General features: G+C 72.9%; 24 protein-coding genes. 15 read left to right on the top strand and 9 right to left on the bottom strand.

What is annotated here, in order from left to right:
• Positions 1 to 27 precede the first annotated feature (27 nt).
• Positions 28 to 603: a TetR/AcrR family transcriptional regulator gene (locus AB0F62_RS28435; RefSeq protein ID WP_361805148.1), complete on the top strand. Its 576-nt coding sequence runs from the start codon at positions 28 to 30 to the stop codon at positions 601 to 603.
• On the opposite strand, the gene AB0F62_RS28430 is transcribed toward AB0F62_RS28435, so the two are convergent.
• Positions 587 to 2,647, bottom strand: a complete 2,061-nt coding sequence (locus AB0F62_RS28430) for a SpoIIE family protein phosphatase (protein WP_361805274.1) — start codon at positions 2,645 to 2,647, stop codon at positions 587 to 589. The genes AB0F62_RS28435 and AB0F62_RS28430 overlap by 17 nt on opposite strands.
• 419 nt (positions 2,648 to 3,066) lie before the next feature.
• Here AB0F62_RS28430 and AB0F62_RS28425 point away from each other — a divergent pair, with 419 nt between their 5' ends.
• On the top strand, positions 3,067 to 3,840 hold the full coding sequence (locus AB0F62_RS28425; protein WP_361805271.1) for a chitosanase: 774 nt from the start codon (positions 3,067 to 3,069) through the stop codon (positions 3,838 to 3,840).
• Between the two features lie 62 nt (positions 3,841 to 3,902).
• Here AB0F62_RS28425 and AB0F62_RS28420 read toward each other — a convergent pair whose 3' ends face one another.
• Both AB0F62_RS28420 and AB0F62_RS28415 read right to left on the bottom strand, forming a co-directional pair.
• Positions 3,903 to 4,748, bottom strand: coding sequence for a GNAT family N-acetyltransferase (locus AB0F62_RS28420; RefSeq protein WP_361805145.1), 846 nt, complete (start codon positions 4,746 to 4,748; stop codon positions 3,903 to 3,905).
• Positions 4,749 to 5,078: 330 nt separating this feature from the next.
• A complete protein-coding gene (locus tag AB0F62_RS28415; RefSeq protein WP_361805142.1) occupies positions 5,079 to 6,518 on the bottom strand; it encodes a GMC family oxidoreductase N-terminal domain-containing protein in 1,440 nt (479 codons plus the stop codon).
• Positions 6,519 to 6,892: 374 nt separating this feature from the next.
• Here AB0F62_RS28415 and AB0F62_RS28410 point away from each other — a divergent pair, with 374 nt between their 5' ends.
• From AB0F62_RS28410 to AB0F62_RS28390, 5 genes are all read left to right on the top strand, one after another.
• Positions 6,893 to 8,284, top strand: a complete 1,392-nt coding sequence (locus AB0F62_RS28410) for an OFA family MFS transporter (protein WP_361805139.1) — start codon at positions 6,893 to 6,895, stop codon at positions 8,282 to 8,284.
• The gene (locus AB0F62_RS28405) at positions 8,281 to 8,451 is read left to right on the top strand and encodes a hypothetical protein (protein ID WP_361805136.1); all 171 of its coding nucleotides are present in this window, start codon (positions 8,281 to 8,283) and stop codon (positions 8,449 to 8,451) included. Before AB0F62_RS28410 ends, AB0F62_RS28405 begins: the two co-directional genes overlap by 4 nt.
• 257 nt (positions 8,452 to 8,708) lie before the next feature.
• Complete coding sequence (locus AB0F62_RS28400; protein WP_361805133.1) at positions 8,709 to 8,975, top strand: hypothetical protein; 267 nt, start codon at positions 8,709 to 8,711, stop codon at positions 8,973 to 8,975.
• 97 nt (positions 8,976 to 9,072) lie between these two features.
• Positions 9,073 to 10,002, top strand: coding sequence for an endo alpha-1,4 polygalactosaminidase (locus AB0F62_RS28395; protein ID WP_361805132.1), 930 nt, complete (start codon positions 9,073 to 9,075; stop codon positions 10,000 to 10,002).
• Positions 9,999 to 10,523 (top strand): GNAT family N-acetyltransferase, encoded by a 525-nt coding sequence (locus AB0F62_RS28390; RefSeq protein ID WP_361805130.1) that lies wholly within the window; start codon positions 9,999 to 10,001, stop codon positions 10,521 to 10,523. Before AB0F62_RS28395 ends, AB0F62_RS28390 begins: the two co-directional genes overlap by 4 nt.
• Here AB0F62_RS28390 and AB0F62_RS28385 read toward each other — a convergent pair.
• Positions 10,518 to 10,979, bottom strand: a complete 462-nt coding sequence (locus tag AB0F62_RS28385; protein ID WP_361805127.1) for a hypothetical protein — start codon at positions 10,977 to 10,979, stop codon at positions 10,518 to 10,520. The two genes, AB0F62_RS28390 and AB0F62_RS28385, sit on opposite strands and share 6 nt — an antisense overlap.
• Positions 10,980 to 11,139: 160 nt before the next feature.
• Between AB0F62_RS28385 and AB0F62_RS28380 the strand changes: the two genes are divergently transcribed.
• The 3 genes from AB0F62_RS28380 to AB0F62_RS28370 all read left to right on the top strand — a co-directional run bounded on the left by AB0F62_RS28380 (position 11,140) and on the right by AB0F62_RS28370 (position 14,842).
• Positions 11,140 to 11,496, top strand: a complete 357-nt coding sequence (locus AB0F62_RS28380) for a DUF427 domain-containing protein (RefSeq protein ID WP_361805124.1) — start codon at positions 11,140 to 11,142, stop codon at positions 11,494 to 11,496.
• A gap of 233 nt (positions 11,497 to 11,729) precedes the next feature.
• Positions 11,730 to 13,388: an FAD-dependent oxidoreductase gene (locus AB0F62_RS28375; RefSeq protein WP_361805121.1), complete on the top strand. Its 1,659-nt coding sequence runs from the start codon at positions 11,730 to 11,732 to the stop codon at positions 13,386 to 13,388.
• Positions 13,385 to 14,842 carry an ATP-binding protein gene (locus AB0F62_RS28370; RefSeq protein WP_361805118.1) on the top strand — a complete coding sequence of 486 codons (1,458 nt, stop codon included), beginning with the start codon at positions 13,385 to 13,387 and terminating at the stop codon, positions 14,840 to 14,842. The genes AB0F62_RS28375 and AB0F62_RS28370 overlap by 4 nt, the downstream gene beginning before the upstream one ends.
• A gap of 136 nt (positions 14,843 to 14,978) precedes the next feature.
• On the opposite strand, the gene AB0F62_RS28365 is transcribed toward AB0F62_RS28370, so the two are convergent.
• Positions 14,979 to 15,320, bottom strand: a complete 342-nt coding sequence (locus AB0F62_RS28365; protein ID WP_361805115.1) for a YkvA family protein — start codon at positions 15,318 to 15,320, stop codon at positions 14,979 to 14,981.
• 82 nt (positions 15,321 to 15,402) lie between these two features.
• On the opposite strand from AB0F62_RS28365, the gene AB0F62_RS28360 reads away from it, so the two are divergent.
• Complete coding sequence (locus AB0F62_RS28360; protein ID WP_361805112.1) at positions 15,403 to 16,905, top strand: hypothetical protein; 1,503 nt, start codon at positions 15,403 to 15,405, stop codon at positions 16,903 to 16,905.
• On the opposite strand, the gene AB0F62_RS28355 is transcribed toward AB0F62_RS28360, so the two are convergent.
• On the bottom strand, positions 16,853 to 17,305 hold the full coding sequence (locus AB0F62_RS28355) for a hypothetical protein (RefSeq protein ID WP_361805109.1): 453 nt from the start codon (positions 17,303 to 17,305) through the stop codon (positions 16,853 to 16,855). The genes AB0F62_RS28360 and AB0F62_RS28355 overlap by 53 nt on opposite strands.
• A gap of 574 nt (positions 17,306 to 17,879) precedes the next feature.
• On the opposite strand from AB0F62_RS28355, the gene AB0F62_RS28350 reads away from it, so the two are divergent.
• Positions 17,880 to 20,051, top strand: coding sequence for a discoidin domain-containing protein (locus AB0F62_RS28350; RefSeq protein WP_361805106.1), 2,172 nt, complete (start codon positions 17,880 to 17,882; stop codon positions 20,049 to 20,051).
• A gap of 53 nt (positions 20,052 to 20,104) precedes the next feature.
• Here the strand turns inward: AB0F62_RS28350 and AB0F62_RS28345 are convergent, their stop codons facing one another.
• Together AB0F62_RS28345 and AB0F62_RS28340 are read right to left on the bottom strand one after the other, a co-directional pair.
• A complete protein-coding gene (locus AB0F62_RS28345; RefSeq protein WP_361805103.1) occupies positions 20,105 to 21,310 on the bottom strand; it encodes a low temperature requirement protein A in 1,206 nt (401 codons plus the stop codon).
• Positions 21,311 to 21,386: 76 nt separating this feature from the next.
• Positions 21,387 to 22,256 (bottom strand): SigB/SigF/SigG family RNA polymerase sigma factor, encoded by an 870-nt coding sequence (locus tag AB0F62_RS28340; protein ID WP_361805100.1) that lies wholly within the window; start codon positions 22,254 to 22,256, stop codon positions 21,387 to 21,389.
• 184 nt (positions 22,257 to 22,440) lie between these two features.
• Between AB0F62_RS28340 and AB0F62_RS28335 the strand changes: the two genes are divergently transcribed.
• The 3 genes from AB0F62_RS28335 to AB0F62_RS28325 all read left to right on the top strand — a co-directional run bounded on the left by AB0F62_RS28335 (position 22,441) and on the right by AB0F62_RS28325 (position 24,246).
• On the top strand, positions 22,441 to 22,848 hold the full coding sequence (locus AB0F62_RS28335) for an ATP-binding protein (protein ID WP_361805097.1): 408 nt from the start codon (positions 22,441 to 22,443) through the stop codon (positions 22,846 to 22,848).
• Between the two features lie 133 nt (positions 22,849 to 22,981).
• The gene (locus tag AB0F62_RS28330; protein ID WP_361805094.1) at positions 22,982 to 23,620 is read left to right on the top strand and encodes a hypothetical protein; all 639 of its coding nucleotides are present in this window, start codon (positions 22,982 to 22,984) and stop codon (positions 23,618 to 23,620) included.
• Positions 23,617 to 24,246, top strand: a complete 630-nt coding sequence (locus tag AB0F62_RS28325; protein WP_361805091.1) for a hypothetical protein — start codon at positions 23,617 to 23,619, stop codon at positions 24,244 to 24,246. The genes AB0F62_RS28330 and AB0F62_RS28325 overlap by 4 nt, the downstream gene beginning before the upstream one ends.
• A gap of 99 nt (positions 24,247 to 24,345) precedes the next feature.
• On the opposite strand, the gene AB0F62_RS28320 is transcribed toward AB0F62_RS28325, so the two are convergent.
• Positions 24,346 to 24,849: a DUF6328 family protein gene (locus AB0F62_RS28320; RefSeq protein ID WP_361805088.1), complete on the bottom strand. Its 504-nt coding sequence runs from the start codon at positions 24,847 to 24,849 to the stop codon at positions 24,346 to 24,348.
• Between the last annotated feature and the right edge of the window lie 353 nt (positions 24,850 to 25,202).

Below are 25,202 nucleotides of genomic sequence, written 5' to 3'. Positions count from 1 at the left end.
ATGGTTCTCACGCAAGGACGGTCCACCATGGAGCAGGAGACGGCACGGGAGCGGGTGCTCGACGCCGCGGAGGGGCTCTTCTACGGACGCGGTATCCAGACGGTCGGCATGGATGCCGTCCGCACCTCCTCCGGTGTCTCCCTCAAGCGGCTCTACCAGCTCTTCCCCTCCAAGGAAGACCTGGTCGAGGCCTATCTGCGGCGTCGCGACGGCGCCTGGCTGCACCGGCTGGCCGCCCACGTCGAAGCGGTGCCCGCGCCCCGGGAACGGGTACTCGCCGTCTTCGACTGGCTCCACGACTGGTTCGCCGAGGACGGCTACCGCGGGTGCGCCTTCGTCAACTCCTTCGGTGAGCTCGGTGCCACCTCGCCCGCCGTCGCACGGGCCGCCCGCGACCACAAGGAGGCCTTCCTGCAGTATCTGGAGGACCTCGTGACGGCCGCCGGTCTGCCCCGCCGGCTCGGCGCCGCCGTCGGCCTGCTCGCGGAGGGGGCCATCACCACCTCGGCCATCTCCGGTTCCCCCGAACCCGCCCTGCGGGCGCGCGAGGCCGCCGCGACGCTGATGGCGGCCGCCGCCCCGCGGGTCACCGGGGCGGCGTGAGGGAGGAACGCAGCAGGAGCAGCGCGATGTCGTCGGTGCGCCGCCCGCGTTCTCCGCTGAGGGCGAGCACGTCGTCCGCGACCCGGTCCAGCGGCAGGTCGCCGGCCACGGACAAGTGGTCCGCGAGGCCGGCCAGCTCGGCGTCGATGTCCGTACCCGGGCATTCGACCAGCCCGTCGGTGTAGAGCATGAGCACCGAGCCCGGCGGGAACGGGAACTCGACGGTGCCGTAGACCGCGTCCGCGTCGATGCCCAGCAGCGGGCCCTGGGCGAGGTCGAGCGTCCTGACACGGCCGCCCGGCTCCCGCAGCAGGGGGTGCGGATGGCCGGCCCCGGCCGCCAGTGCCCGCCGCCCGTCCCGGTCGAGGTGCAGGTAGATGCAGCTGGCGAGCAACTCGACGTCGAGACCGATCAGCAGCCGGTTGGTGCACTCCATGACCTGCCCGGGGGACTGCCCGACGGCCGTGTACGCGCGTACCGCCGTACGCACCTGGCCCATCAGCCCGGCCGCGGTGACGTTGTGCCCCTGCACGTCGCCGATCACGGCGGCGGCGCGGTCCCCCACGCGCAGCAGGTCGTAGAAGTCGCCGCCGATGTCCATCCCCTCGGTGCCCGCCAGGTACCGCGCCGCCGCCTCCAGCCCCGGCAGCGCCGGCAGGGTCCGCGGCAGCAGCGCCGACTGCAGGCCGTGGGCCAGCCGGTGCTTGGCGTCGTAGAGCCGCGCCCGTTCCAGCGCCTGGGCGATCAGACCGCCGAGGCTGGTCAGCAGGGCCCGCTCGTCGGTTCCGAAGGAATGCGGTTCGGGAAATCCCAGTACGCAGGTGCCGACGGGACGGCCGGATGCGATCAGCGGCAGGTAGGCCCACGCCGCCATGCCGTCGGGGATCGGTGGGCGGTCCGGGAAGAGCCGGCGCATCTGCTGCTCGGACTCGAAGAAGGCCGGCACACCGCTGGCGAGCACCTGCGCGGTGGGCCAGGGGACGGACATCGACAGGCCGTCGTAGCGGTCGACGACCGACGGATCGCGATAGCCGCGGTGGCCGAGGACACGCAGTCTTCCGGCCTCCGGGGCGACCATGGCCACCACCCGGCTGCCGACGGCGGGCATGATCTCGTCCGCGACGAGGTCGATCACGTCCTGCACGCCGACGGCCTCCGTGAGCGCCCCGGCCAGATGCACGATGTGCGAGATCGTCACCAGCCCGACGGCGGGCTCCCCGGCGCCGCAGGCCCCGACCTGCCGCGGCGCCTCGGCCACGGGGCCGCGGGCCGGGGTGACGCGGACGCTGACGCCGTTGCTGCTCGGGTGGAGCTGGAAGGTGAGCCAGTCACCGGGCGGGCGGAGCGCCGTGAACGACGTGGGCTGCCGGCTGATCAGCGCGGCGCGGTAGCGCTCCTGGAGCACGGGGTCGTCGAGCCAAGGAAGCGTCCGCCACAGCGGATGTCCGAGGAGTTTGCGCACGGGCACGCCGAGCCGCCGGGACGCCGCCCCATTGGCGTAGATGACCCGGCCGTGGAGATCGAGGGAGCACATCCCGTCCGGCAGCCGTCCCACCATGCGCACCGCCTCGACCGCGGAGGAGACGCCGGCCACCGGGGCCCCGACCGCCACCTGCGGCCCGCGCCGGACCGGCCGGCCCGCGGCGGCCTCGCGCTCCAGCCGGAGCGCGAGCCCGTCGCAGGCGGAGACCAGGCGTTCGCGCTCCCAGTCGGCCAGCTCCGGCGGATGGGCGCCCGGCCAGGTGACGAACACCGCGCCGTAGACGGTGCCCGCGCAGGTGACCGGCAGCGCGGCAAGGGTGAACGGGTACGGCAGGACGAGCGCGATCCGCGGATAGTGGCGCGCCATGTCCTCCTCGCCGCCGACCCAGACCAGGCGGCGTTCGCGCACCGCCTCCGCCACGGGGATCGGCGCGCCCAGCCCCACCCGTTCCCACGGCGCGGCGAAGGCGCGGGGCAGTCCGGCCATCACGGCCATCTCCAGCACCGGCTCGGCGGGCGCGAGCAGGTAGATCCCGCCCGCGTGCGCCCGCACGCCCTCCATCAGCGCGAACAGGGCGGGCGCCAGCAGGCCTTCACCCGCCCCCGCCCCGTCGTCCGGGTGGGGCGGCCCGGGAGGGGACCCGTCCGGCACGGGTATCACCTCCTCCGCCTCTTCCCGTCCAGCCTGCATCCGGGCCGCGCACGGCGCATGCGGGGGACGTACGGTCCCGGCCGGCCCGATCCGTCCGGCCCGCCCGGGCCGTCAACTCCCCTGAATTCCCGGACAGATGACATACGGCGTTTTTGTTCGAACCCCTTGGCGTTCGACGGGGGTGGTGCTTCAATGTGGCGCTGTTAGGAAGGTTTCCTAACTTCTGACCCACGGAGTCACCCGTGCAGATCCCCCCACACCGTCATGCACGCACCCTCCCCCGCCGGCGCCTCGTCCTCTACGCGACCGCCGCACTGACCGCGGGCGCCCTGGCCGCCGGCGTCGGCTCGCTGGCCTCGGCCGCGCCGGGGCGGCCCGCGGCGGCGGCCGGCGTCGGACTCGACGACCCGCACAAGAAGGACATCGCCATGCAGCTGGTGTCCAGCGCCGAGAACTCCTCACTGGACTGGAAGGCCCAGTACAAGTACATCGAGGACATCGGCGACGGCCGCGGCTACACCGCCGGCATCATCGGCTTCTGCTCCGGCACCGGCGACATGCTCGAGCTCGTGGAGCTCTACACCGACCGCAAGCCCGGCAACCCGCTCGCCCGCTACCTGCCCGCGCTGCGCCAGGTGAACGGGACCGACTCGCACAGCGGCCTCGGCTCCGGCTTCGAGAACGCCTGGCGGAGCGCGGCCGCCGACCCGGCGTTCCAGCAGGCGCAGAACGACGAGCGCGACCGCGTCTACTTCAACCCCTCGGTCAAGCAGGCCAAGGCCGACGGGCTGCGCGCGCTCGGCCAGTTCGCGTACTACGACGCGATCGTGATGCACGGCCCCGGCGACGACAAGGTCAGCTTCGGCGGCATCCGCAAGACCGCCCTGTCCAAGGCCAAGAGCCCCGCGCAGGGCGGCGACGAGAAGGCGTACATCAACGCCTTCCTCGACGCGCGCAAGGCGGCGATGAAGACCGAGGAGGCGCACAGCGACACCAGCCGGGTCGACACCGAACAGCGCGTCTTCCTCAACAACGGCAACCTCGACCTCAATCCCCCGCTGAAGTGGAAGGTCTACGGGGACAGTTACACGATCAACCAGTGACGTCCCCCACCCACGCCCCGGACGGCCTCCCCTCCAGGGGCCGCCCGGGGCGGCGGCGGTCCCTATCCGAGTTCGAGACTGGTGACGCCGTACATCCCCGCGAGGTCGACATCGGGAGCCGGGCCCGTGTACATGCGCGCGGCCTCGAACGACGGCGTCAGGCCCAGCTGTTCCACCAGTCGCACGGCTGGCCGGTTGGGCTCGGGGACGTCGATCGCGAGCGGCGCCCCCGGCGAGGTCCGCGACAGCCCCATGAGGAGGGCGAGGGCGACCTTCTCGGACGAGGCGTACAGCGGCCCCACGCGGGAGGGCCCGCGCGCGGCGCGCAGGACGCCGAGTCCCTGCAGCCGGCCGTCGCCGACGGCCGCGAGGGCGGTACGGTCCGGGAGGCCGATCCAGGAGGCGAGGAACGCGTCGCGCGCTGCGGGGAAGAACCTGCGGTCGTAGCGCGACAGTTCGGCGAATCTCACGCTCCTGGCATCGACCAGCGCGACACCGCCGGGCATCACACCGCTCGAGGGCGTCCCCTCGTACCGGATGTTCCGCCAGGCCGCCGTGAAGCCCGATCTCCGGTAGTTGGCCTGCTGCTCCACCACCCCGTCCAGGCCGACGAGGCGACCGGAGAGACGCTCCAGTCCGGCGTTCCACACCTGGATTCCGTAGCCCTTGCCGCGGAAGGGCGGCCGGGCGATGTAGAGGCCCACGAAGCCGAAGTCCGCGCCGTAGCGCACCGCCGAGACCGAGGCGACGGGCTCGCCGTCCAGCCGGCCAAACAGGAAACCGGCCGGATCGGTGGGGAAGAAGACCTGCCCGTCGGACGAGCCGGGATTCCATCCCTCCTCGTCCGCCCAGTCGGCGAGACGGCGGATGTCCTCCACCCCGGCGGAAGTGACCTGGAAATCAGTCATGGTGGACCTGCCTCGGGAATCGGATGCCGGGGGACGCGCGGTGCGTGCGGGCGGGAAGGGGAGTGACGTCGTCGGACGCTGCCGGGCCCGGCAGGCCGCCGATCACGACCGACCAGAGGTCCTCCGGGAGGAACCCGGGCCGGTCCGGGCCGGTGCGCACGCGCTCCGGCCGGCTCGATCGGTACGGGTGTCGCCGCGGGTGGCGCCATGGGCGACGACCCTTCGGCTCGGCTGCGGGGCAGGGCGCGCCCCGGCGGGAACCGGGTCCCGTCCGGCGGAGATCCCCGGCGCCGGGCTCCGAAGCCCCCGCACTCGCCGCGTGGTCGCCGGTCACCGACGCCCGGCATCGAGTCGGAGGAGGTGCGCCGCACGTTCGGCGACGGCGTAGACGGTGGCCGCGGTGTCGCCCGAGGGGATGGACGGCATGACGGAGCCGTCGGCGACGCGGAGGCCGTCGATACCGTGCACGCGCAGTTCCGTGTCGACGACGGCCAGGTGGTCGTCGCCGATCCGGCAGGTGCCGACGGGGTGCGGGTACGAGGCGACGGCCCCGCGCGCGTAGACGCGCAGGCCGGAGTCGTCCTTCACGTCGGGACCCGGCAGCACCTCATGTCCGCGCCATCCGTCGAGGGCGCGCGCCTGCCCGATCTCCCGGGCCAGGAACAGCGCTTCGACCATCGTGGCCAGATCGCGGTCGTCACCGAAGCGGTCGGGGTCCACGAGGGCCGGCGCTCCGGGATCCGCGTTCGCGAGGCGGACGGTGCCGCGGCCGTACGGGCACATCGGGGAGACCGCGATGGTGTATCCCTGCCCGTGCCCCTGCCCGTACTCCGGTCCGGCGGCCGCGGGCAGGCGGCACGGGGCGCCGGCGAAGAGCACCTGCACGTCGGGGTCGCGGATCCCGAGGCGGCTGCGCACCAGGCCGAGGGCCTCGCCGTGGTGGCCGGCCCCCGGTGGGACGGGCCGGGACGCGCGGTAGACGACATGGGTCAGGGGGTGGTCGTGCAGGTTCGTCCCGACGCCCGGCAGGTCGAGTGCCACGGCGATGCCGGTCTCCCTCAGGTGCGCCTGCGGGCCGACGCCGGAGAGCATCAGCAGGTGCGCCGATCCGATGGTGCCCGCGGTGAGCACGACCTCGCCGGAACAGCCCACGGCGAGGGTGCCGTCGCCGCCGTCGTGCGCGTACTCCACGCCCGCGCACCGGCCGTTCCTGATCAGCAGGCGGTGGACCGGCGCGTCGTTCAGCACCGTCAGATTCGGGCGGCGCCGTGCCGGGGTCAGATAGGCGTCGGCGGCGCTCTGCCGCCGCCCGCGGACGATGTTCAGGTCGCTCCGGCCGAACCCCTCCTCCAGGCCGCCGCCGATGTCAGCCGCGCGGCGGTACCCGCTCTGCGTCGCCGCGGTGAGCAGGGCCGCCACGACCGGGTGCGGCGGGCCTGCCGGCCCCACCGTCAGGGGGCCGCCGACGCCCCGGAGCCCGGGATCCCGTCCCGGGGCGTTCTCCGTGCGCTTGAAGTACGGGAGCAGGTCGTCGAAGCCCCAGCCCTTGGCGCCGCCGGCCGCCCACGCCTCGTAGCCGGAGTGGTGACCGCGCCCGAAGGTCCTGGCGTCGGCGGCGGATCCCCCACCGAGGACCCGGCCCCGGCCGCTCCCCGCTTCCAGGAGGAGCACGCGCGCGCTGCCCATCTCGGACAGCCGGGCGGCGACGACGCATCCCGCGGTCCCGCCGCCGACGACCAGGAAGTCGTAGCAGTCCGTTATCACATCCATGACATGGGTCACCTCTGACTGCCCCACTCGGCGTTTCCACCGCCAGGCCATATCGACTGACAACGGACACAGTAACCCCTATCCGCTAATGCCGGTATGAAGTATCTGTTATCAGCGCTATAGCCGATGGATATGACCGGGCCGTCCACACCGTGCGGGAGACCGCCGAACGCATATCGGGCCCACCGGGACGGACCACTCGGCGGCGGCCGGCGGGCCGGGTGCCGGTCCGGCGGACATCCGGACCGCACGTCCGGGGCGGCGGGGCCGAACACGCCGGGCCCCGCGGCAAGTTCGTCCGGCCGCGCCCTATCCATGGATGAATGAAAGTTGTACGGTCCCCGGGGTCATGTCACCTCAGGGAGGTACCCGCCATGGCGTCAATGGGCGTACCCGACGTCCTCACCCGTGCCCGCACCGTCGCACCGCCGGGCTGGAGCCGCTGGCTGGTACCGCCCGCCGCGCTCTCCATCCACCTCGCCATCGGACAGGCGTACGCCTGGAGCGTGTTCAAGCCCCCGCTGGAGTCCTCGCTCGGGCTGAGCGGCACCCAGTCGGCGCTGCCGTTCCAGCTGGCGATCGTCATGCTCGGGCTGTCGGCGGCGTTCGGCGGCACGCTGGTCGAGCGCAATGGACCGCGGTGGGCCATGTGCGTGTCGGCCCTCTGCTTCTCCTCCGGCTTCCTGATATCCGCCCTCGGCGCCGCGACGCGCCAGTACTGGCTGATCGTCCTCGGCTACGGCCTCGTCGGCGGCATAGGCCTCGGCATCGGCTACATCTCGCCGGTCTCCACCCTGATCAAGTGGTTCCCCGACCGGCCGGGACTCGCCACCGGCATCGCCATCATGGGCTTCGGCGGGGGTGCGCTCATCGCCTCGCCCTGGTCCACCGAGATGCTCTCCTCCTTCGGCGCCGACTCCTCGGGCATCGCACAGACCTTCCTGGTGATGGGCCTGGTCTACGCGGTCTTCATGACCTTCGGGGTGCTGCTGGTCCGGGTCCCCGCGGACGACTGGCGGCCCGCCGGGTGGAATCCCGCCGCCGACGTCGCCCGCCCGCTGGTCACCACCGGCCAGGTGTCGGCACGCAACGCCCTGCGCACCCCGCAGTTCTGGTGCCTGTGGGTGGTCCTCTGCATGAACGTGACTGCGGGCATCGGCATCCTGGAGAAGGCGGCGCCGATGATCACCGACTTCTTCGCGAACACCTCGACCCCGGTCACGGCCACGGCGGCCGCCGGCTTCGTCGGCCTGCTGTCGCTGGGCAACATGCTGGGCCGGATCACCTGGTCGTCCACCTCCGACCTGGTCGGGCGGAAGAACATCTACCGCCTCTACCTGGGTGCGGGAGCGCTGCTCTACCTGCTCATCGCCCTGCTCGGCGACGACTCCAAGCCGCTGTTCATCATCGCCGCCGCCGTCATCCTGTCGTTCTACGGCGGCGGGTTCGCCACCGTGCCGGCCTACCTCAAGGACCTCTTCGGCACCTACCAGGTGGGCGCCATCCACGGGCGGCTGCTCACCGCCTGGTCCACGGCCGGAGTGCTCGGGCCGCTGATCGTGAACGCGATCGCCGACCACGAGAAGTCGGCGGGACGGACGGGTCCGGACCTCTACAGCACGTCCTTCGTCATCATGATGGTGCTGCTGGTCGTCGGCTTCATCGCCAACGAGCTGGTGCGGCCGGTCGATCCGCGGCACCATGACGGGCCGTCCGCGGAGCGCAAGGTCACGACCGGAACCGAGTCGGAAGGAGCCGTCCGATGACCGCACCGCCCCCCGCATCGACCCCCGCGCCCACCGCCGCCGCCCCCGCCCCCGCCGAACGCGGACGGCTGCCGCTGATGGCGATCGCCTGGCTGTGGGTCGGCGCGCCCTTCGCCTACGGCGTGTACGAACTCACCATGAAGCTCAAGCAGTTGTTCACCGGCTGACCGCGCGACACGGCTCCCGCCGCCGGCCGCCCGGTCCACGACGGACCGGGCGGCCCCGTGCTGCGGTCACCCCGCCACCGCGTAGGGGCGTCGAAGGCGGATCGCGGCGCGCCGGGCGCGTGTCCGCCGGCGTCGAGGCCGCCGGCCGTCCCGCGGACCGACGGGTGATGAGCCCGCCGAACGGGGGTATCCGGATCGCGCAGGGACCGCTCCCTTCCGCCCCGCGGAACGGACGCCCACCCACGGAGGAAGGAACCATGCCCCACAACAGCCGTACACGTACCGGCGCGAGCCCCGAGACCCTGGGCATCGTCGGCCTGATCTGCGCGGTCGCCGGATTCTTCGTTCTCGGCATCGTCCTCGGCCCGGCCGCGATCGTCTGCGGCCGGCTCGCCATGGGCCGCACCTTCCGGGGCGGCAGGCCGCTGGTGCCCCTGATCGCCGTCGTCCTCGGCGCGATCGACACGCTCATCGCCCTCCTCTGGCTGACCGGCACACACTGGTCCGGCAGCGGTCTCCTGTGACCGGTCGCGACCGGCGGCGCGGACCCGGCGGCGGACCGCGGGCGGCCGGACGGGAGGATGGTGATCCACCGTCCGGTCCCGCCGCCCAGGAGTTCGTGTGCCCCCGACCCGCCTGCCCGCAGCGGCGCGCGCCGTCCTCGCGGTCCTGACGACCCTGGCCCTCGGCGCGGGCTGCGCGGCTGCCGACGGCCCGGGCGGCGCGGACGGTTCAGGGGGTTCGGGCGGCTCGGGCGATCCGCGGGTGCGGCCGCCCGAGGCCGGGGCAGCCTTCGACTACCAGATCGGCGGCGCCTATCCACCGCCCCCGGGCGTCCGCGTGGTCTCCCGCGACCGCGCGGACCGGCCCGCCCCGGGCCTGTACTCCGTCTGCTACGTCAACGCGTTCCAGGCCCAGCCCGGCGAACTGCGCTGGTGGCGGGAGAGGCATCCCGCGTTGCTGCTGCGCGGTGAGGACGGCCGCCTCGTCATGGACGACGCGTGGGACGAGGCGCTGCTGGACACCTCCACCGCCGGGAAGCGGGCCGCGCTCGCGAGGATCGTCGGCGCGTGGGTCGACGACTGCGCGCGGCGCGGCTTCCAGGCGGTCGAACCGGACAACCTCGATTCCTTCGAGCGCTCCGGCGGCCTGCTCACGCCCGCCGACAACGCCGCCTTCGCGCGGCTGCTCGCGGCGCGCGCCCATGCGGCGGGCCTGGCGATCGGGCAGAAGAACACCGCCGAACTCCTCCCCCGCCGAGCCGCCGTCGGCTTCGACTTCGCCCTCACCGAGGAGTGCGGGGAGTACGACGAGTGCGGGGAGTACGCCTCCGCCTACGACGGCCGTGTCCTCGTCGTGGCCTATGACGAGGCCGACTTCGCGGCGACCTGCCGTCGCTGGGGCGCCCGGATCGCGGTCGTGCTCCGCGACCGCGAGGTCGCGCCCGCCGGAGAGCCCGGCCATCTCTCGCGCACCTGCCGACCGGCGACGACCGCGAGCCCGCAGGCACGTACGCGAGCGCCCGCGCGTGCTGCGAGACTCGTCCGATGACCGGCCGTCCGGAGATCACCGTCGTCGCCGCCCCGGGCGGCGACGCCGCCGCCCCCGAAGGCCTGGCGCGACTGCTCGCCGACTACCACCTGCGGACCGAGGCCGAGAAGGGCGCCGCCGTGCCCGGCGTGGCGGACCTCCCGGAGCGGTATCGGGCCGAAGTCCTCGACACGGCGGCCGCGTTCGCCGGGCACACGGTGCTGGTGGCCCGTTCGGCCGGTGCGGCCGTGGGCTGCCTGGTGCTCACCGCGCCGCACGCCGGAGGGTCGGAGATCAAGCGGCTCTGGGTCGACCCCGCCGGCCGCGGCCGCGGTGTCGCCTCCGCGCTGGTCGGCGCGGCCCTCGCGCGGGCGGCCGCGGCCGGGACCGGCACGGTGCGGCTGTCGGTGTGGGCGTGGCGGACGACGGCGATCGGTCTCTACCGGCGCCTGGGGTTCACCGTCGTCGGCTCCTGGGACGACCGCGACGGGCTGGTCTGCATGGAACGCGTCGCCGGCCGGCCGCCACGCCCGGGGTCATGAGGTCGTCACGGCATACCAGCGGCCGTCGCGCTGGTGGACCAGGTGGTGGGCGGCGAGGCTGTCGATGTGCCGGGCGATGGTCGTGGGCTGGTAGCCGACGCTGGCGCTCAGGGCGTCGATGGTCGTCCCGTCGCTTCCGGCGGCGCGGAGCTGCTGGAGGGTCTTGAGCGCCGTGCGGGCGAGACCGGCTGCCTCCTCGGGGCGCGGCCCGGCGGGAGGCGGCACCGTGGCCGCGGCCGGAGCCGGTACGGGTGACGGGGTGGGAGCGGGGGCAGGGGCGGGAACGGGCAGCGGGGCCGGAGTGGGAACCGGGGCGGGGGCGGGCGCGGGCGCGGGAGGGGGAGCGGGAGTGACGGCCGGGGTGGCCGCCTCGGCCGCGCTCACGGGGGCGACGGGCCTCGGAGTGCGATTGACCGTGCGGTGCCTGCGGCCCTTCTGGTGACGGCGGGTGCTCATCGGGCGGTCCTCCTTCACTGTGATCTTGAAGGGCCAACGGGGGACGGCCGCCGGAGTCACGCAGATGCGTGCATGCGGGGGACTCCGGGGCGTCCGGGGAATGTGAGGCGGCGCCGACGCCGTTGCAGCGGGAACGGACGGACCCGAGGAAGGGAATCCCATGCCCTCTACGGACGGCGGTCGCGGTCACCGCGTCGACGCGGTACCCGGTACGCAGCACATCACCGTCACGATCGACGGCACGGTCGTGGCCGAGACCCGGCACCCGGTGCTGGTCCACGAGACCGGTCTGCCGGTGCGCTACTACATCCCGCCGGAAGACGTGGACCTGGCGGTCTTCCAGGCCAGCGACACGCACACCACCTGCCCGTTCAAGGGCGTCGCCTCCTACTGGTCGTACGGCGACCACAGCGACGTCGCCTGGGTCTACGAGGAGCCGCTCCCGTCGGTACCGGAGATCACGGGCCACCTCTCGTTCTACGACACCGTCGCCGACGTCGTGATCAAGGAAGCCTGACAGGGCGTCCGGCGCAGCCGGCGGGGCCGGGCCCGGGGAGACCCGAGGCGCGTCCCCCGCCGCCGGCGCCGGCCCGCGTACGCCGACGGTGCACGCCCGCGCACCGTCGGCCACCGCGCGCAGGACGAGTTCCGCGCAGTGCCGCCGGCATGTGCCGGGGTCCCGTGCGCGACCGGAAGCACGACTGTTCGGTTTACTGCGCATGTCGGCCGATGGGGAGCAATGATGGTCACATGGCGAATCCGACGATCCTGACCGTCGACGACGATCCCGCAGTCTCCCGTGCCGTGGCCAGGGACATTCGCCGCAGGTACGGGGACCGCTACCGGGTGGTCCGGGCCACCTCCGGGGACGAGGCCCTGAGCGCGCTGCGGGAGATCAAACTCCGGGGCGAGCAGCTCGCGGTGATGCTCGCCGACTACCGCATGCCGAAGATGAACGGGGTGGAGTTCCTCGAGGCGGCGATGGACCTCTTCCCGCTCGCCCGCCGCGTACTGCTCACGGCGTACGCCGACACCAGCGCGGCCATCGACGCCATCAACATCATCGACCTCGACCACTATCTCCTCAAGCCGTGGAGCCCACCGGAGGAGAACCTCTATCCGGTGATCGACACGCTGCTGGACGCGTGGATCGCCACCCCGGATCCGACGACCTCCGAGACCCGTGTGGTCGGCCACCGCTGGTCGGCGCCGTCGTTCAAGGTGCGCGACTTCCTCACCCGCAATCTGGTGCCCTACCGATGGCTGCAGGCGGAGGAGCCGGAGGCCGGACAGCTGCTGGCCGCGGCCGGGCTGACCCCGGCCGACGTGCCGGTCGTGATCACCGACGACGGCACCACGCTGGTACAGCCCACCGAGGGCGAACTCGCCGCGCACGTGGGACTGAGCACCGTCCCGGCCTCGGACTTCTACGACCTGGTCGTGGTCGGCGGCGGCCCCGCGGGGCTCGGCGCGGCGGTGTACGGCGCGTCCGAGGGCCTGCGCACGGTGCTGGTGGAGCGCCGCGCGACCGGTGGCCAGGCGGGCCAGAGCAGCCGCATCGAGAACTACCTGGGATTCCCGGACGGCGTCTCCGGCGCCCAGCTGACCGACCGGGCCCGCCGCCAGGCGACCAAGTTCGGGGCGGAGATCCTCAGCACCCGGGAAGTGGTGGCGCTCGAGGCGGCGGGCAGCGGCCGGGTGCTGTCCTTCGGGGACGGCACGTCCATCGCGGCGCACACGGTGGTGCTGGCGACGGGCGTGGCCTACCGGCGGCTCGAAGCGCCGGGCCTGGCCGAGTTCACCGGTACCGGGGTCTTCTACGGCTCCGCGATGACCGAGGCCATGAACTGCGCGGGCCAGGAGGTCTACATCGTCGGCGGGGCCAACTCGGCCGGGCAGGCGGCCGTCTACTTCTCCCGCAACGCGTGCAGGGTGCATCTGCTGATCCGCGGGGCGGACCTGGGCCGCTCGATGTCGCAGTACCTCATCGACCAGATCGCGGCCATCGACACCATCGAGGTCCGCCCCTGCACGGAGGTGGTCGGCGGCAAGGGCGGGGACCACCTGGAGCAGCTGATGCTCCGCGACGCGAAGACCGGCACGGTGACCACCGTGGACGCGTCGTACCTGTTCGTCTTCATCGGCGCCGAGCCCCGCACGGACTGGCTGGAGGGCGTCGTGGAGCGGGACCGGCGCGGCTTCGTGATCACCGGTCCGGATCTGATCGCCGCCGGCCGGAAGCCCGCGGGATGGCCGCTGCCCCGCGATCCGTACCACTTGGAGGCGAGCGTGCCCGGCGTCTTCGCCGCGGGGGACGTGCGGGCGGAGTCGGTCAAGCGGGTGGCCTCCGCGGTCGGCGAGGGCGCGATGGCCGTTTCCCTGGTGCACCGCTATCTGGAGGCGCAGTGACCACGACGGACCGGCTCGGGCCGGAGGAGTTGCGGACCCTGTTCCTGTTCGAGGCACTCGGCGAGAAGGAACTGGCCTGGCTGAGCGAGCAGGGCCGGAGGGAACGGGTCCCGGCGAACGCCCCCGTCTACGCCGAGGGCGCCCCCGCGACCTGCTTCTACGTGCTGCTCGGCGGCACGGTGTCGCTGGGCCGTCTGGTCCACGGCGACGTGGTCGAGGTCAACCGCACCGACCAGCGGGGCGTGTACGCCGGATCGACGCAGGCGTACCTCGGGGACCGGGTGGAACAGACCTACCCCAACTCGCTGAAGGCGGTCACCGACTGCGAGTTCTTCGTGCTCCCGTCCGACGAGTTCGCCGGCGCGATGCGCCGCTGGTTCCCGATGGCGGTGCATCTGCTGGAGGGTCTGTTCTTCGGCTACCGCAAGCAGAACACGATCGTCGGGGAGCGCGAACGGCTGCTGGCGCTGGGCTCGCTCTCGGCCGGGCTGACCCATGAGCTGAACAACCCCGCCGCCGCGGCGGTACGGGCCACCTCGGCCCTGCGCGACCGGGTGGCCGGCATGCGGCACAAGCTGGCGATGATCGCGGACGGACGGCTCGACACCCGGCAGTTGCACGAACTGGTCGAACTGCAGGACGCCGCCATCAAGCGCATGGCGTCCGCACCGGAACTGTCGGCGCTGGACGCCTCGGACGCCGAGGACGAGCTGACGGACTGGCTCGACGACCACGGGGTCAACGGCTCCTGGGAGCTGGCCCCCACCCTGGTCGCCGGCGGTGTGGACGTCGAGTGGCTCGGCACGGTGGCGGACACGGTCGGCGAGGACCGGCTGGAGGCCGCGGTGCGCTGGCTGTCGTACACCCTCGACACCGAGCTGCTCATGGGCGAGATCGACGACTCCGTCACGCGCATCTCCGGTCTGGTGGGAGCCGCGAAGCAGTACTCGCAGCTCGACCGGGCACCGCAGCAGACGGTCGACGTCCACGCGCTGCTCGACGCGACGCTCACGATGCTCCAGGCGAAGATCCCCGGCGGGGTTCGGGTGGTCAAGGAGTACGACCGCAGCCTGCCGCAGATCCAGGCGTACGGGGCCGAACTCAACCAGGTGTGGACCAATCTCATCGTCAACGCCCTGGACGCGATGAACGGTTCGGGCACGCTGACGCTGCGCAGCACATGGGACGGAACGGATCGGCTGCTGGTGGAGATCGGCGACACCGGGCCGGGAGTGGCCCCGGAGATCCGGCCGCGGATCTTCGAGCCGTTCTTCACCACCAAGCCGGTCGGCGAGGGCACCGGGCTCGGGCTGGACATCTCCTACCGCATCGTGGTCAACAAGCACCACGGCGACATCCGGGTGGAGTCCAGCCCCGGCGACACGCGTTTCACCGTGTGCCTGCCCGTCGCCCAGCCCGAGGCGCAGGTGCACGACGCGGAAAGGGCGGGCTGAGGCCCGCTCCCCCGGCTCGTGCGCCGGCTCGGCCGCGGTCGCCGGGCCGGCTCGGACCGGCGGGGCGGACCTGCCGACGCGGGCCGGCCAACGCGGACCCGCAGACGCGGGCCCGGCACGGACCGGCGCGCTCGGCTCAGGACACCGGGCTCCTGGCGATGCCCTCGGCCCGGTCGCGACCACGACTGCGGCCGAGCGTCAGCTGCTGATCGGCGGCACCCTTCAGGGACCGCAGGGCCAGCAGCAGCACGCCGATGTCGTCGAGGAGGACCGGATCGGGCAGCAGGTCCACCGGGCAGACCAGGTAGACCACCGCGGCCCAGAACGCCAGCTTGCCCGAGCGCGGCACGTCGGCGCTGCGCAGCAGGGCGCGGATCCGCGCCATCTTCACCACGAGCACCACGGCCACCACGAGCATCACCACGACCGCCACCCCGGCGATCACCAGAGCCGCGGTCGACCAGTCACCCAGGTCCATGTCAGCCTCCCTCGCTCCCGAGTACCCGTCCACCGTGCGCGGAAACGGTACCGGAACCCGGCGGAAAGGAAGCACACAGCGCATGATCACACCCGAAGGAATCCGGGAGGCCGCCGCCCTGCCCGAGCGCCGGCTCGCCGGCCTGGCGCTCAATCCCTCGGCGCCCGAGGACGTCCTTCTGCGGCTGCTCGCCGACGGTCCGGCCGCGGCACGGATGGTCCTGTGCCGGGACCGGGCACTGCCGGACGCCGTGGTCGACGCCGCGGTCGCCCATCCCGACCGGTACACGCGCAGCTTCTTCGCCCGCAACCCGCACGCGGAGCCGTCCCAACGGGCACGGCTGGTGGACGACCCCGAATGGTTCGTACGGGCGCATCTGGCCGACGGGCCCCGTCTGCCGTGGGCCGTTCGCCCCAGGCCGCTTCCGGACCGGGCCGTCGTCCACATGATCCGCACGTACGAGAACGAGCTCCTGGGCGGCACCTTCCACCGACAGATCTCCGCCGGCCTGATGCGGTCGATGCACGCCCATCCGGATGCGAAGGTGCGGCGCATGGGCGTCAGCTGGAGCGGTGTGCCGGACGAGGCCCTCGACGCCCTTCTGGCCGACCCGGACGACGAGGTAAGGGAGATGGTGCTGCTCCGCCTGCGGCACAAGGACCCGGAGTGGGTGGAGCGGGAACTGCCCGACCGGCCGTGCCACGCACGGACGGGCATGCTGACGAACGACGCGCTGAGCCGGGGCGTCGTGGAGCGCGTCCTCGCCTCGCCGGACACCCCCGACGACCGGTTCATGATCGCGGGCAATCCCACCCTCCCCGCCGATGCGGTACGGCGTCTGGCCGTCGACGCCGACCCGGAAGTGCGGGAGCAGATCGCGTTCCGTTCCGACCTCGGGGCCGAGGAGCGCCGGGTGCTCGCCGGGGACACCGATCCGCGGGTGCGGCTCGCGGTCTCCGTGCATCCCGCGCTGAGCGAGGCCGAGCGGGCGGCGATCGACTACGAGGTGCCGGTGGACGGCACCTTCGGGGCGTGGCCGCGGTCGCTCGTGGCCCGCGACCACGGTGAGGTGCGGCGCGATGCCGTGTCCGGTCACCCGATGCTGCGCCGTCGCGCCGCCCGGGAGCCCTCCCTGCCCGCCGACCTGGTGGAGCGGCTGGCCGCCGACGACGACCTCGGCGTCCGCGTGCTGCTCGCCCAGAACCACCCCGACGCGCCCCCGGCCCTGCTGCTGCGGAGCTTTCTGGAGTACACCGGTCCCGAGCGCGAACATCTGCTCACCCGGCCGCGGTTCCCCACCGCCGGGCTGGCCCGCCACGCCGGGGACACCGACCCGGCGGTCCGCGCGCTGGCCGCCCGCGATCCGGCCGCCGCGGCGGAGACGGTGGAACGGCTGACCCGCGACCCCGATCCCGGCGTACGGGCGGCCGGGGCAGGCCACCCGAACCTCCCCCGGGCCCGGCTCGCGGAGTTGCTCGAGGACGGGGAGCTGGCCCACCGGGCCGCGGCGAACCCGGCGCTGGATCCCGCGGTCATGCGCAGACTGGTGGCGCCCCTTCCGCTCCGGGACGATGCCGCCGGATGACCGCGGTCAACCGTTCGTAGGCGGCGCGCAGTTCACGACGTGCGAAGTCCTCGCGGACGTCGATCAGGGCGCCGTGGGAGGCGGAGTGGTCGACCGTGAAGCGGTCGTGCCACCCGCCGCCCGAGGCGATGATCACGGGCGTGTCGACGCCGTCGAACTGGTCGGCGGTGATGTCGACGCGCAGGCCGTTCTTCTCGATCCAGGCGTGGGAGGCACGGTTCTCCCAGCCGCTGACGTACGTCCAGACACCCTGCCCGCTCTCGTACAGGTACTGGCCGAGGAGGATCGAGGCGTCGCCGCAGGAGCCGTGCGGGAAACGCCCCAGGGAGACCAGGCCGGAATCGGGGCAGTCGAGGATCGCCCGCCGGAATCCGAGGGCCAGTGTGCGGAGTTCGGACACCTGCGGAGTCTAACCCGTGAAGATCATCTGCGGGACCCGTGGAGACGGTCCTTCCGCTCGACTCGGACCGCACCATCCGGGTGCCGGCGTCGCCGTCGGCCCCGCGCGCGGGAGCACGGGCGCGGGGCGCGGCGGTCCGGCCGGCGCCGGGCGCGAGGGCCGGCGACGAGCCGGCGGGCCGCACCGGCGATCGCACGCACATCGGCACACCTCCGGTGGGGGGAACGGGGGTTCGCGGCGGGGCGGACGGCGGAGCCTCGTGGTGGCCGCGACCGGGAACGGTGCCGAGACCGGTCGGGGTGTCGCCGGCGCAGTCAACCGAGCACGCTCCCCGCCGTCAAGACTTCACGCCGGGATTGGTGCCGTGAGTTTCCGGTGCCGCAGATCGGCCGCCTCGCGTTCAAGAACCGAAGGGGCGGGACTCGCCGCAGGTCACGCCGGACTCGCCCGTCCCACAGTGCCGTCCGCGCGTTGACCCGTCAGAAACACTTTCTGCGAGGGCTCTTGACCGCGACTTCCGTCACGTCTTAACTCACGCCCTGAATTAAGTCGTGAGGCTGACACAGGAGTTCCTATGAGACCCGAAGTCAACGCGGCCCACCACAGACCCCTCGGACTGATCGCCCTGCTGGCGGTCCTGCTCGCCCTGATCGCCGTGCCGGCCGGACCGCTCACCCCGGCCCACGCCGCCGCCTGCGGCACCGGCAACGCCGCACAGGGCCGGCCCGCCACCGCCTCCTCCGCCGAGAACGGCTCCTTCACCGCCCCCAACGCCGTCGACGGCAACGCCGGCACCCGCTGGTCCAGCGCCTTCAGCGACCCCCAGTGGATCCAGGTCGACCTCGGCAGCTCGCAGACCGTCTGCGAGGTCGTCCTCAGCTGGGAGGCCGCCTACGCCAAGGCGTACCAGATCCAGCTCTCCGCCAACGGCACCGACTGGACCACCGTCGCCTCCACCACCACGGGCGCCGGCGGCACCGAGACCCGTGCCGTCAGCGGCACCGGCCGCTATGTGCGCGTCCACGGCACCGCCCGCGCCACCGGCTACGGCTACTCGCTCTGGGAGCTCGCCGTGCACACCGCCACCGACGGCCCCGTGATCCCCGGCGGCGGCGACCTCGGCCCGAACGTCCTGGTCTTCGACCCCTCGACCCCGGGCATCCAGGCCACACTGGACCAGGTCTTCCAGCAGCAGGAGTCCGCGCAGTTCGGCACCGGCCGCTACGCGCTGCTGTTCAAACCGGGCACGTACAACAACATCAACGCCAACATCGGCTTCTACACCTCGATCGCCGGGCTCGGCCTCTCCCCCGACGACACGACCTTCAACGGCGACGTGACCGTGGACGCGGGCTGGTTCAACGGCAACGCCACGCAGAACTTCTGGCGCTCCGCCGAGAACCTGGCCCTCAACCCCGTCTCCGGCACCGACCGCTGGGCCGTCGCCCAGGCCGCCCCCTTCCGTCGGATGCACGTCAAGGGCGGCCTCAACCTCGCGCCCAACGGCTACGGCTGGGCCAGCGGCGGCTACATCGCCGACAGCAAGATCGACGGCACCGTGGGCCCCTACTCGCAGCAGCAGTGGTACACCCGCGACAGCTCGGTCGGCGGCTGGACCAACGGCGTGTGGAACATGGTCTTCTCCGGCGTGCAGGGCGCTCCCGCGCAGAGCTTCCCCAACCCGCCGTACACCACGCTCGACACCACCCCCGTCTCCCGCGAGAAGCCCTTCCTCTACCTCGACGGCAACGACTACAAGGTCTTCGTCCCCGCCAAGCGCACCAACGCCCGCGGCACCAGCTGGGGCAACGGCGCGCCGCAGGGCTCCTCGATCCCGTTGAACCGGTTCTACGTGGTCAAGCCGGGCGCGACGGCCGCCACCATCAACGCCGCGCTCGCCCAGGGCCTCAACCTGCTCTTCACCCCGGGCGTCTACCACGTCGACCAGACCATCGACGTCACCCGCGCCGACACCGTCGTGCTGGGCCTCGGCCTGGCGACGATCATCCCCGACAACGGCGTCACGGCCATGAAGGTCGCCGACGTCGACGGGGTGAGACTGGCCGGCTTCCTGATCGACGCCGGGCCGGTCAACTCCTCCGTCCTGCTGCAGGTCGGCCCGCAGGGCGCGGCCGCCGACCACTCCGCCAACCCGACCACCGTGCAGGACGTCTTCATCCGGATCGGCGGGGCGGGGCCGGGCAGGGCGACCACCAGCATGGAGGTCAACAGCGACGACACGATCATCGACCACACCTGGGTGTGGCGCGCCGACCACGGCACAGGCGTGGGCTGGGACACCAACCCGGCCGACTACGGCGTCCGCGTGAACGGCGACGACGTGCTGGCCACCGGCCTGTTCGTCGAGCACTTCAAGAAGTACGACGTCCAGTGGAGCGGCGAGAACGGCCGGACGATCTTCTTCCAGAACGAGATCGCCTACGACGCCCCGAACCAGGCCGCCATCCAGAACGGCGCCACGAAGGGCTGGGCCGCCTACAAGGTCGACGACTCCGTCACCACCCATGAGGGCTGGGGGCTGGGCAGTTACTGCTACTTCAACGTCGACCCGACGATCCGCATGGACCACGGCTTCGAGGTCCCGGTGAAGCCCGGGGTCAGGTTGCACAACGTCCTGGTGGTCTCGCTGGGCGGCAACGGCCAGTTCGACCATGTCGTCAACAGCACCGGTGCCGCGACTTCCGGCACCTCGACCACGCCGTCGACGGTGGTCTCGTTCCCCTGACGGCTCAGGGCAGGGGTGCCCGTCCTCCGGGCGTGGCACCCCGTCCGCCGGCCTCAGGCGGCCGCGGGCCGGTGCCGGTGCCGGGAGTGCAGCACCTCGCCCACCGCGACCGAGGCCGCCATGGCCAGCCCCGCCACCGGAACCGTCGCGCTTCCGCAGAAGGTGCTCGCCAGCACCACCAGGGCGCAGGCGGGCAGCACCGCGTGCTCGGCGAATCCGCGCTTGGCGCTGCGGGAGTGGATCAGCCAGACCGTCAGCAGGAAGAGCGCGGTCGGCAGCGTGACGGCGGCCGCGGCTGCCGTCTGCGAGATGTGCGCCTTGTGCACGGCCTGCTCGACCACCACCTCCAGCCCCGCGCCGATGGCGGCGGCCGAGCCGAAGACCAGGTAGTGCCCGTAGCCCCACAGGAACGCCCGGGCGCTGCTGGTGAGGTGCTGGTGGATGGGGATGGCGAAGTAGATCCAGTAGGCGGAGAACACGATGAGCAGTCCCCCGAAGGCGACGGGCAGCAGCTCGCCGAGCGCGGAGAACTCGTCGACGGCGGACTGCACGGCCACCGTCGCGGCGGCCACCGACTCACCGAGCACGATGATGGTGAAGAGACCGTAGCGCTCGGAGATGTGGTGCGGGTGCCAGGAGGTGGTTTGCGACCGCTCGGCCCAGGCGGGCACCGCCAGTTCCGCGACGGCCAGGATCAGAAAGCCCCAGTACCAGAGCCCGCCGAAGGGCACGAGCAGCAGGATGACCCATCCCACCTGGACGATGACCAGACCGGCGGCGTAGCTCAGCGCCGTGGTCCGGGCCGATCCGGCGGCGTTGCGTGCCGCGCGCAGCCACTGGAAGGCGAGTGCGACGCGCATGATGACGTAGCCGGCCACGGCGATCGAGAAGTCGTTGGCGTCGAAGGCGCGGGGAACCCCGGCCGCCAGTACCAGGACGCCGGTGATCTGGACGAAGGTGGCGATGCGGTAGGGCACGTCGTCGGTGTCGAAGGCCGAGGCGAACCAGGTGAAGTTCATCCAGGCCAGCCAGATCGCGAAGAAGACCAGGCAGTAGCCGAGGACGCCGCGCCCGGCGTGGCCCTCGGCGACCGCGTGCACCAGCCGGGCTCCGGCCTGGGCCACCGCCACCACGAAGCAGAGGTCGAAGAGCAGTTCCAGCGGGGTGGCGACCCGGTGCGGCTCGTGCGGGTCGCGGGCCGTCATCCGGACCAGCGGGCGGAAGCGGCGGTCCGGCGGCGCGTGATCGTGATCGGTCATCCGCGCATCGTAGGCGCTGCACGCGTGCCCGCGCCCGAAGGGACCGGGCGCGGGCACGTGGCGGGGGACGGGGACGTCAGCCGGTGCAGCCGTCCTGGAGCATTCCGGCCCGCAGCCGGGCCAGGGTGCGCGAGAGCAGCCGCGAGACGTGCATCTGGGTGCAGCCCATGATCTCGCCGATCTGGGCCTGCGTCAGTTCCTCCACGTAGCGCAGATGCAGCAGTTTCCGGTCCCGTTCGTCGAGCTCGACCACGAGCGGCGCCAGCGAGCCGAGGTCCTCCACGAGTTCCATGGCGGGATCCACCGCGCCGATGAAGTCGGCGAGCACCGTCTCGCCGTCGTCGCCGTCGTCGCCGTTCATGGCCGCGTCGAGGGAGGAGGCGGTGTAGCCGTTGGAGGCGACCTGCGCCTCGACGACCTCCGCCTCGGAGATGTCCATGAGCGCGGAGAGCTCGCTCACCTTGGGGGCGCGCCCCAGCCGGGAGGACAGCTCGTCCCGCGCCCGGGCCAGTTCCACGCGGCGCTCCTGCAGCCGCCGCGGTACGTGCACCGCCCACGTCGTGTCGCGGAAGAACCGCTTGATCTCGCCGACGATGTACGGCACCGCGAAGGTCGTGAACTCCACCTCGCGCGAGATGTCGAACCGGTCGATGGCCTTGATCAGCCCGATCGTCCCGACCTGGACGATGTCCTCCATCTCGTCGCTGCGCTCGCGGAACCGCCTGGCGGCGAACCGCACGAGCGACATGTTCATCTCGATGAGGGTGTTCCGGGCGTACTGGTATTCGTGGGTGCCCTCCTCGAGCACCGTCAGGCGCCCGAGGAAGAGCTTCGACAGCTGGCGCGCGCTCGCGGGCGCCACGCTGCTCGGGTCGGTGATCTGCGGCAGTACGTCCTGCTCGGGGCTCTCGACCCCGGCGCTCGTCCCGCTCACGTGGGCGATCACAGCTCCTCCTCGCACCTCTGCACCTCTACGTCATGTTCCCGTACGTTGCCCCTCGGGTACCCCGTCGGTCGAGAAGCATTCCCGCCGAATGCGGAAGGCCCGTGATTCGCCTCCGGGGCAGCGTAGGACCGGCCAGTCCGGGCAGACCAGAGAGGGACCACTGATGCCTACGGGGTGATCGTGCGTGTACAGCATTGACCTAGACGCGGAGGGCGCGGGACTCCTGCGCTCCGCCACCGCGGACCGGCCGCTGCCCACCACCATCGGCGAGGCTCGCGACTTCGCCCGCGCCCGGCTCAGAGACGTCGAGCCGGAACGGGTCGAGGACTGCCTGCTGGTCGTCTCGGAACTGGTCACCAACGCGTTCCGCTACGGCGGCGGGCTGGCGGCCCTCGACGTGGTGGCGGCCCCGGACGCCATACGCGTGTCCGTGCAGGACCACAGCGACCGGCTGCCGGTCGAGCCGCAGTCCTCCGACCGCTTCCTGCCCGGCGGCTACGGCCTGCGTCTGGTGCGCCGGCTGGCCCGGGACATCCGCGTGACGCTGCTGAGGGCGGGCGGAAAGATCGTCCACGTGCACCTGCCGCGCTGACCCTCCGTCACCTTCGAGACCCGTACGTGTGGGCGAACGGATCGCGGAAACACGCACCGTTGGTACGACAAGGGCCCGCACCAAGGCCGGTTCGAATGTCGGGGCCGCACGGCGGCCCCCCAGGAGGCGCATCATGACCACGGGCATCATCATCGCGGCGGTCGTCGTCCTGATCGCCCTCGCCGCGGTCGCCGTGACGCGGCGCGGCGGCGGCAGGGGACGGCTCAGGCACCGCTTCGGTCCGGAGTACGAACGCACGGTCGCCCGGCACGACGGCGACGAGGAGGCCGCGGAACGGGAGTTGCGGGAGCGCGTCGAACGGCACGGCGGCCTGTCCCCGGATCCCCTGAGCGCACGTCAGGCCGAGGAGTACCGCGTCGAGTGGGCGGGACTGCAGGAGCGGTTCGTCGACTCCCCCGCACAGGCGGTGCGGGACGCGTCCGGGCTGCTGGACCGGCTGGCCCGCGACCGGGGTTTCCCGGAGGGGGCGTCGGGCGAGCAGATCGACGCCCTGTCGGTCCACCGGCCGCGCCACCTCCAGGCCTACCGCGACCTGCGCGGGGCCGCACACCCCGAACACGACGGTGACCGCGCCGCGCCGGACACCGAGGAACTGCGCGCCCGCCTGCTGAACGCCCGGGCGCTGTTCGACGACCTCATCGCGGTGGACGAGGAGCCCCGCACCACCGCGCGCCAAGACGGCGCCGGTGACAAGGGCTCCGGCCGAAGCGGCTCCCACCGCCTCCGCATGCCGACCTGGAGCAGCCGATGAATCCCACACACGAGCACCACGACACCGACGGAACCGACACGACCGACGGCACCGGCACCGCCACCGGCACCGGACGCGAGGTGCGCACCGGCCCGGCCGAGGCCCCCGATGGGCGGACCCCCGACGAGCGGACCTCCCCCGCGGCCGGCACCGGCCGCGAACCGCGGTCCCCCCAGGCACCGGAGACCACGGGGAAGGGGAGGAACGGCGAGCCGCCCGCCGCGCGCAGGCCCGCCGGATGGTCGCGGCCCGAGGAACCGGCCGAGCCCGCGACAGCGGAGGAACCCCGCGACGCGGAGCGGCCCGCGGCGGCCCGGCTGCCGGCGCGGGACGGCCGGGTGCCCGCCCCTGGCGCGCCGCCGCGCGTGGACGGCGCGGTGGACAAGCTGCAGCAGCGCCTTCAGCACGCGGTCGGCGGCTTCGTCGACGAGCCGCGCCACGCCGTCGAGGAGGCCGACGAGGTCCTCGGCGAAGCCACCGATCGGCTGGTCGAGGAACTGCGCGGCCGGCGCGACGAACTGCGCTCGGGCTGGCGGGCCGGCGGGCACGACGACACCGACACCGAGCGGCTCCGCGTGGCCCTGCGGGGCTACCGCGACCTCGTCGACCGCGTCCTGCAGGTCTGAGGACCGTACGACGCGGGCCCCGACCGCGACACACGAACGCCGTGGCCCGGAAACCTCAGGGTTTCCGGGCCACGGCGTTCGCCTGTCCCGCGTCCCGGCTCAGTCGCCCGTGTGCCGGTACCGGGCCCAGAACGGCAGCCCGTACCAGCAGACCAGGTACCAGAGCAGGACCCCGGCGACGAGCCAGGGCACATAGGCGTCGTGCGTGGCGACCCGCAGCACCAGGAGCAGGGCCGAGGTCATCGTGGCCAGCAGCAGCACGAGTCCGACGAAGGTGAGGCGCGAGGCCCAGCGCACGGCCTGCGGCTTGATGCGGCGGCCGGAGACGATCCGGTGGAAGGAGACCGGGCCGATCAGCGCCCCGGTCGCGCAGGCACCGAGGACGACGGTGACGATGTAGATCGTGTGGTCGGTCGACCCGAGCCGCTGATAGTGCGGTGTGAAGACGACCGTCAGCAGGAACCCGAAGAGGATCTGCACGCCCGTCTGGGCGACCCGCACCTCCTGGATGAGCTCGCCCCACTTGCGGTCCGCGCGCTCGTCCTCGGTCTCGTCGCGCCCGTCGTCCGATCCGCCGCGGCCTGCTGAATGCTCGCCGGACATGGCATCCTCCCTCCACTCGGTCCCACGCGTCCTCCATGTCATACGTGACGCGCCATCAGAGCCGGATGACGCGCCGCACGCCACGGCGTCCGGCATCTGATCGGATCAGGGAGCCGGACGGCGGCGTTCCCGGCCGCGCACATCGCGGGGGCGCGACCGCGCGATCGGCCACCGCGGGATCGACACCCGCGGGAACCACGGCGGCCGCGATGACGCCCGCGGGCACGCCGAGGACGGCGGCCCAGCCCCCCCCCGGGGGCGCGCCGGCGGGGGCCCGGGCCCCCACCCGGCCGCCCCCCCCCCCCCCCGGCGGGCCGCCCCCCCCGCCGCCCCCCCCCCCCACGGCCCCCCCC

This window comes from Streptomyces sp. NPDC026673, assembly GCF_040638135.1.
In the GTDB taxonomy this organism is placed as follows: Bacteria; Actinomycetota; Actinomycetes; order Streptomycetales; family Streptomycetaceae; genus Actinacidiphila.
The sequence above is the reverse complement of the archived record's forward strand: the minus strand, read 5'-3'. Positions and strand labels throughout refer to the sequence as shown.